Origin of the sequence: Nocardioides sp. (genome assembly GCF_025964975.1) — a bacterium.
Classification (GTDB): domain Bacteria; phylum Actinomycetota; class Actinomycetes; order Propionibacteriales; family Nocardioidaceae; genus Nocardioides.
This window is the reverse complement of record NZ_JAOPXV010000155.1, coordinates 1-6,017: the sequence shown is the minus strand read 5'-3', so window position 1 is coordinate 6,017 and position 6,017 is coordinate 1. Positions and strand designations below refer to the sequence as shown.

General features: G+C 69.2%; 8 protein-coding genes and 1 pseudogene. All 9 read left to right on the top strand.

Features of this window, described 5'->3' with window-relative positions; translation table 11 throughout:
• Positions 1-191, top strand: a 191-nt coding sequence (locus JWN68_RS12035) for a hypothetical protein (RefSeq protein ID WP_297739046.1), incomplete at its 5' end; no start/stop codon positions are given.
• A gap of 26 nt (positions 192-217) precedes the next feature.
• Positions 218-1,117, top strand: coding sequence for an ABC transporter permease (locus JWN68_RS12030; RefSeq protein ID WP_297739044.1), 900 nt, complete (start codon positions 218-220; stop codon positions 1,115-1,117).
• Between the two features lie 3 nt (positions 1,118-1,120).
• Positions 1,121-1,993: an ABC transporter permease subunit gene (locus tag JWN68_RS12025; RefSeq protein ID WP_297739041.1), complete on the top strand. Its 873-nt coding sequence runs from the start codon at positions 1,121-1,123 to the stop codon at positions 1,991-1,993.
• Complete coding sequence (locus tag JWN68_RS12020) at positions 1,993-2,142, top strand: hypothetical protein (RefSeq protein WP_297739039.1); 150 nt, start codon at positions 1,993-1,995, stop codon at positions 2,140-2,142. The genes JWN68_RS12025 and JWN68_RS12020 overlap by 1 nt, the downstream gene beginning before the upstream one ends.
• Positions 2,139-3,560 carry an amidase gene (locus JWN68_RS12015; protein ID WP_297739038.1) on the top strand — a complete coding sequence of 474 codons (1,422 nt, stop codon included), beginning with the start codon at positions 2,139-2,141 and terminating at the stop codon, positions 3,558-3,560. Before JWN68_RS12020 ends, JWN68_RS12015 begins: the two co-directional genes overlap by 4 nt.
• Positions 3,557-4,330 (top strand): 5-oxoprolinase subunit PxpA, encoded by a 774-nt coding sequence (locus JWN68_RS12010; RefSeq protein ID WP_297739032.1) that lies wholly within the window; start codon positions 3,557-3,559, stop codon positions 4,328-4,330. Before JWN68_RS12015 ends, JWN68_RS12010 begins: the two co-directional genes overlap by 4 nt.
• A gap of 5 nt (positions 4,331-4,335) precedes the next feature.
• Positions 4,336-4,947: an allophanate hydrolase subunit 1 gene (locus tag JWN68_RS12005; protein WP_297739048.1), complete on the top strand. Its 612-nt coding sequence runs from the start codon at positions 4,336-4,338 to the stop codon at positions 4,945-4,947.
• 10 nt (positions 4,948-4,957) lie between these two features.
• Positions 4,958-5,815 (top strand): biotin-dependent carboxyltransferase family protein, encoded by an 858-nt coding sequence (locus tag JWN68_RS12000; protein WP_297739030.1) that lies wholly within the window; start codon positions 4,958-4,960, stop codon positions 5,813-5,815.
• A pseudogene (locus JWN68_RS11995) lies at positions 5,812-6,017 on the top strand (hypothetical protein); the annotation flags it as partial. The gene JWN68_RS12000 and the pseudogene JWN68_RS11995, both read left to right, overlap by 4 nt.

Here is a 6,017-nt window from a genome sequence, read left to right as displayed (position 1 = left end):
TGGTGAAGCCGCTCATCGAGAACACCTTCACCACCGACCCCGACGTCTCCGACTGGGACTACTGGTATGCCGGCGCCACCGACAAGCGGCCCTCGCTGGAGTCCCGGATCCAGAACACCGCCGAGTGGCAGCAGTACCCGGCCGAGTTCGCCGAGTACTCGCGCCTCTGGACCAAGTTCACCGCCAGCTGATCTGAGGGACTCTGAGAAGGACCACGATGACGACGACGACCGAGAGCGAGACCAGGTCTCCCTCACTCCGCGGGGCCACGGGGCGCAAGGCTCTTCCCCCACTCCTGGCATGGCCCGCGCTGATCTGGATCTCGGTCTCGGTCATCGTGCCCGTCGTCTTCGTGGTCACGGTCGGGTTCTGGCGCCTGGACGGCTTCGAGCTGGTCCAGGACTGGGACCCCGCCACCTACTCCCTCATGCTCACCGACTCCACCTTCTGGGGCATCGTCTGGTGGACGGTGCGCACCTGGCTGACGGTGCTCACGCTGATCCTCGGCATCGGCGTCCCGGCGGCCTACTTCATCGCCCGCCACGTGCGATCTCTCTCGATGCAGACCGCGATCCTGATGCTCACCGTGCTGCCCTTCTGGGTCAGCTACGTGATCCGGATCATCACCTGGATCCCGATGTTCGGCAACAAGGGCGTGCTGAACGGGGCGCTCGTCAAGACCGGGATCATCGACAGCCCCAGCTCGGCGTTCCTGTACAACTCGGTAGCGATGACCATCGCCCTGGTGTCGATGTACATCGTGTTCATCGTCGGCCCGGTCTACTTCGGGCTCTCCCGGATCGACGCCGACACCCTCGCGGCCTCACGCATGTCGGGGGCCTCGCCCTGGACGACGTTCTGGAAGGTCGAGATCCCTCTCGCCAAGCCGGGGATCGTCGCCGGCTCGTTCTTCGCAACCGTGTTCCTGCTCGGCGACTTCGCGACCGAGCAGATCGTCGGCGGGGCCACCAACCCGATGCTGGCCGGACTGTCCCTGCGGTACGCCGAGACGCTCCAGTGGCCCATGGCCGCAGCGGTCTCCGCCGCGCTGCTCGTGATCGCCCTGGTGCTCATCTGGCTGCTCAGCCGCGTCCACGACCTGCGAAAGGAGGTCTGAGCCGTGGAGGTGCAGACCCGAGGACAGCGGATCTTCAAGTTCGTCAGCATGGGGTTCCTCCTGCTGGTGCTGGTCGCGCTCTACGCGCCGCTGCTGGTGATGACCAGCCTGTCCTTCACCGAGGACCAGACGTCGACGTTCCCCCCCACGGACCTGTCGCTAATTTCCTATGAGAAGTTGCTACACCCCGACCGGATCGAGCTCTTCACGATCGCCGGTGAGCCGATCACCGACTACTGGGGCCCGCTCCAGCTCTCCTTAGTGCTGGGCGTATTGACCGCCGTCGTGGCGACGGTGCTGGGGCTCTCGGCCGCCGTCGCGTTCCGCCAGCAGTTCCGCGGCCGCAACTCGCTGTTCTTCGTCCTGCTGCTCGGCATGATCGCGCCTGGCATCGTGGTGGGCCTCGGCATCCGGCTCCTGGCCACCGCAATCGAGCTCGAGCCGCGTTGGTACACCACAGGGCTGCTGGTACACGTCGGGTGGACGCTTCCGTTCTCTTTCGTGATCTTCATGATCTTTCTCAACCGCTTCGACCGGCAGATCGAGGAGGCGGCGTCCATGCTTGGGGCCACGGCGCTGCAGGTCTTCCGCCACGTCACACTGCCGATCCTGCGGCCCGCGGTGCTCGCGTCCCTGCTGTTCGGCTTCACGCTCTCCTTCGACGAGCTCCAGCGCAGCGCCCTGGCGCTGGGGCAGGACATCTCCCTTCCCCGCGCCCTCGTCTCGGTGACGACGATCCGCGTGACGCCCGTCGTCTACTCCCTGGGCGCGATCATCGCGATCGCCTCCCTGGCGTTGGTGCTGGTCTACCTGATCATGTTCGAGAGGGACGCCAAGAAGCTCTACGTGCCCGTCGCGGAGAAGGACGACGAGTGATGGACAGGCCGGCACCGGCAGCGTCCGCCGACCTGCTGCCCGCGCTGTCGCCCGAGCTCAACCTGCTGCTGGCGCGCATGCGCGCGGTGCCCCTAGGCGAGACCGCCGTCGCCATGTCGTTCGACCCAAGCCGAGGAGCGGAGAAGTGAACAGCGATCTCGACATCCTCACCGCACGTGCGGCCATCCGGCGCGGGGAGCTCTCGCCGGTGGAGCTGACCCGCGCCTGCCTGGCCCGCATCGACGAGGTCGACGGGGCCGTCAACGCCTACGTCGAGGTCTACGCCGAGGATGCGCTCGCCGCCGCCCAGCAGGCCGAGGACGAGATCGGACGCGGCATCGACCGCGGACCGCTGCACGGCATCCCGATCGCGGTCAAGGACCTCTTCGACGTCGCCGGCCACGCGACCGGAGCAGGCTCGCGATCGCTGGCCGACGCGCCGCCGTCCGCTATGGACGCCCACAGCGTCGCGCTGCTCCGCGAGGGCGGGGCGGTCATCCTCGGCAAGACCCACACACACGAGTTCGCGTTCGGCTCCACCACGCCGCAGACGGGCAACCCCTGGGACCTCGGCCGGGTCCCGGGCGGCTCCAGCGGCGGCTCGGCGGCCGCACTGGCCCTCGACACCTGCCTGATGGCGCTCGGCACGGACACCGCCGGCTCCATCCGGATGCCCGCCGCGCTGTGCGGCGTCGTCGGCATCAAGCCCACCTACGGCCGGGTGAGCAAGTCCGGCATCACGCCGCTGAGCTGGTCCCTGGACCACGCCGGCCCGCTCACGCGCTACGTCGCCGACGCCGCGGCAGCGCTGCAGGTGATGGCCGGGCACGACCCCGCCGACGTGGGCTCGCACGACGTGCCGGTCCCCGACTACCTAACCCACCTCAGCGACGGGGTCGACGGACTCACGATCGCCGTGCCGGTCAACCACTACGCGGACAATCTCAGCGTCGGCATGCAGAAGGCCTACGAGCAGTCCCTCGCGGTGCTCGAGGGTCTTGGCGCGACCATCGTCCCGGTCGAGCTCCCCCTCGCGTCGGCGTACATGGGCGCCACCTTTGCGATCATGATGGCCGAGGCCAGCGCCTACCACCGGAACCGCCTCGGCCAACTTGGCGACCTCTACACCGAAGACGTCCGCGCCCTGCTGGAGGCCGGCCTGAGCCTGCCTGCGGTGGACTACATCGACGGCCAGCGCACCCGCGGGCTCGTCCAAGCCGAGTGGCAGCAGATCCTATCGACCGCGGACGTCGTAGTCGTCCCCACCCTCCCGACCTCCGCGGCCCTGCGCGACGCCGCGGTCCTGGACATCACCGACAACTACTCCGAGTCAATCATGAGCTCCTACGTGCGGCTGTCGTGCCCGGCGAACCTCACCGGACTGCCCGCGCTGTCGGTGCCCTGCGGCGTCGACGCCCAGGGCCTCCCGCTCGGCCTGCAGATCATCGGTCGCGCGTTCGACGAGGCGACCGTCCTCCAGGTGGGCGCGGCGTACGAGCGGGCATCCACCTGGCACCGGCTGCGTCCGCCGGCCCCAGAGGTCGGCGAGGGGACCGGACAGCGATGAGCGCCGGTCCCCTCGCGGTCGACCTCAACTGCGACCTCGGCGAGTCCTACGGCGCCTGGCGCCTCGGCGACGACGCCGCCATGTTGTCGCTGGTGAGCAGCGCGAACGTCGCGTGCGGATTCCACGCCGGGGACCCCACGGTGATCCGGCAGACCACCGCGACCGCAGCCGCCGAGGGCGTGAGGATCGGCGCCCACGTCGGCTACCCGGACCTGGCCGGCTTCGGCCGACGCTTCCTCGACATGTCGCAGGAATCCCTGGCCGACGCGGTGCTCTACCAGATCGCAGCGCTGGAGGGATTTGCCCGGGCCGCCGGCCAGCGCGTCGCCTACGTGAAGCCGCACGGTGCGCTCTACAACACCGTCGTCCACCACGTCGGGCAGGCACGTGCGGTCGTCCGGGCGACCAAGACCTTCGACCCCTCCCTGAAGATCCTAGGGCTGCCCGGCTCCGCCGTGTTGACCGCAGCTCGCGAGCAGGGGCTCGGGGTGATCACCGAGGCGTTCGTCGACCGCGCCTACACCCCCGAGGGGACCCTGGTCAGCAGGTCTGAGCCCGGTGCCGTCCTCACCGACGTCGAGCACGTGGCCCGTCGGGCGACCCGCATGGTCACCCACCACGAGGTCGAGGCCATCGACGGCAGCATCATCAGCATCGACGCCGACTCCCTGTGCATCCACGGTGACAGCCCGGGCGCGGTCGAGATGGCACACGCGGTCCGCGCCGCGCTGACCGCAGCAGGTGTCGAGATCCGAGCAGTTGCGCGGTGAGGTTCATGCGCTGCGGTGACGTCGCCGTGCTCGTCGAACTGGCCACCCTCGAGGACGTCCTGTCGCTCCATGCAGACCTCGAAGCGCGCCCAGTCTCCGGGATGGTGGACCTGGTGCCGGCACTGGAGACCCTGCTGGTGAGATTCGACCCCGCCGTCGCCACTCCGGAGCAGGTCTGCCAGGACATCAGAACCCGATCCCCCGAACGGGCACAGCGTCAGATTGGAGAGGTGCTGACCGTGCCCGTCCGGTACGACGGTGAGGACCTGGCCGTGGTCTCTTCGCTACTCGGGATCTCGGTGGCGGAAACTGTACGTCGCCACACGGGCCAGGTATGGACAGTCGCCTTCGCGGGGTTCTCCCCCGGCTTCGGCTACCTCGTCGGCGATGCCGGCGGGCTGGAGGTGTCACGTCGCGCCAGCCCTCGCACCCGCGTACCGGCGGGCGCCGTGGCGCTGGCCGGAGAGTTCACCGGCGTCTACCCGCGCGAGTCCCCCGGAGGGTGGCAGATCGTCGGCCACACCACCCTCAAGGCGTGGGACCTCCACCGAGACCCGCCCGCCCTGCTCACCCCGGGGACACGGGTCAGCTTCGCAAGCGTGGACAACGTTGCGTAGCGCGGAACTGGTGGTCCTGAACGCAGGCCCCATGGCGACCATCCAGGACCTCGGCCGCCCCGGGCTGGCGAGGATCGGCGTCGGCGCCTCGGGCGCCGCGGATCGTGGGTCGCTCAAGCTCGCAAACAGGTTGGTCGGCAATCCCGAGGACGCCGCTGCCATCGAGATCACCATCGGCGACTTCTCGGCCTCCTCGACGGCCGAGTCGCTGATGGCGGTGACCGGAGCTTCGGTGCCGATCTGGGTCGACGGCCGCGCGGAGAGCTGCAACGCCGTCCTGCGCGTGAAGGCCGGGCAGACGATCCGGGTCGGCGTCGCGTCCGCCGGCGTCCGGAGCTATCTCGCGGTCCGGGGCGGGATCACGGTCCCCCCGGTGCTGGGCTCCCGCTCGACCGACACGATGGCGCACCTCGGCCCAGAGGTCCTCACGGACGGCGTACGGCTGCCCGTCGGCTCGCCGCCGACCACGTATCCCACCGTGGACCAGGCCGTCATCCGAGCCGCGACCGGTTCGCGGCTGCGGGTCATCATGGGTCCGCGCGACGACTGGTTCACCACCGCCTCCTGCCACACGCTCCTCACCGAGCCGTGGACGGCCACCGCCGTCGGGAACCGGATCGGCATGAGGTTGGCCGGTCCGGTGCTCGAGCGGGTGGTGTCGCGAGAGCTCTCCAGCGAGGGGGTCGTCCGGGGCGCGCTACAGGTCCCGCCGGGGGGTCGCCCGACACTGATGCTCGCCGACCACCCAGTCACCGGCGGCTACCCCGTCATCGCGGTGGTGGTGGATGCCGACATGGACCGTGCTGCAAACATCCGACCCGGCGACACGTTGTTCTTCGAAGAGACAAGAAAGCAGGCCCTCACATGAGTGCACCAGTGGAATCGTTGACACCCGCCGAGGCCCGCCAGATGTTCCGTGACGGCCTGTCAGTGCCGACGAGCGGTTGGTGCACGGGAATGACGCAGGCGAACCTGATCGCCGTGCCGAAGCGCTACGCCTACGACTTCCTGCTGTTCGCCCAGCGCAACCCCCAGTCCTGCCCGGTCATCGACGTCTCGGACCCGGGCTC

Excerpts from the sequence above, each read along its gene's own strand:
- JWN68_RS12030 (WP_297739044.1), top strand. The coding sequence starts at position 218 with ATGACGACGACGACCGAGAGCGAGACCAGGTCTCCCTCACTCCGCGGG.
- JWN68_RS12020 (WP_297739039.1), top strand. The coding sequence starts at position 1,993 with ATGGACAGGCCGGCACCGGCAGCGTCCGCCGACCTGCTGCCCGCGCTG.
- JWN68_RS12010 (WP_297739032.1), top strand. The coding sequence starts at position 3,557 with ATGAGCGCCGGTCCCCTCGCGGTCGACCTCAACTGCGACCTCGGCGAG.
- JWN68_RS12005 (WP_297739048.1), top strand. The coding sequence starts at position 4,336 with ATGCGCTGCGGTGACGTCGCCGTGCTCGTCGAACTGGCCACCCTCGAG.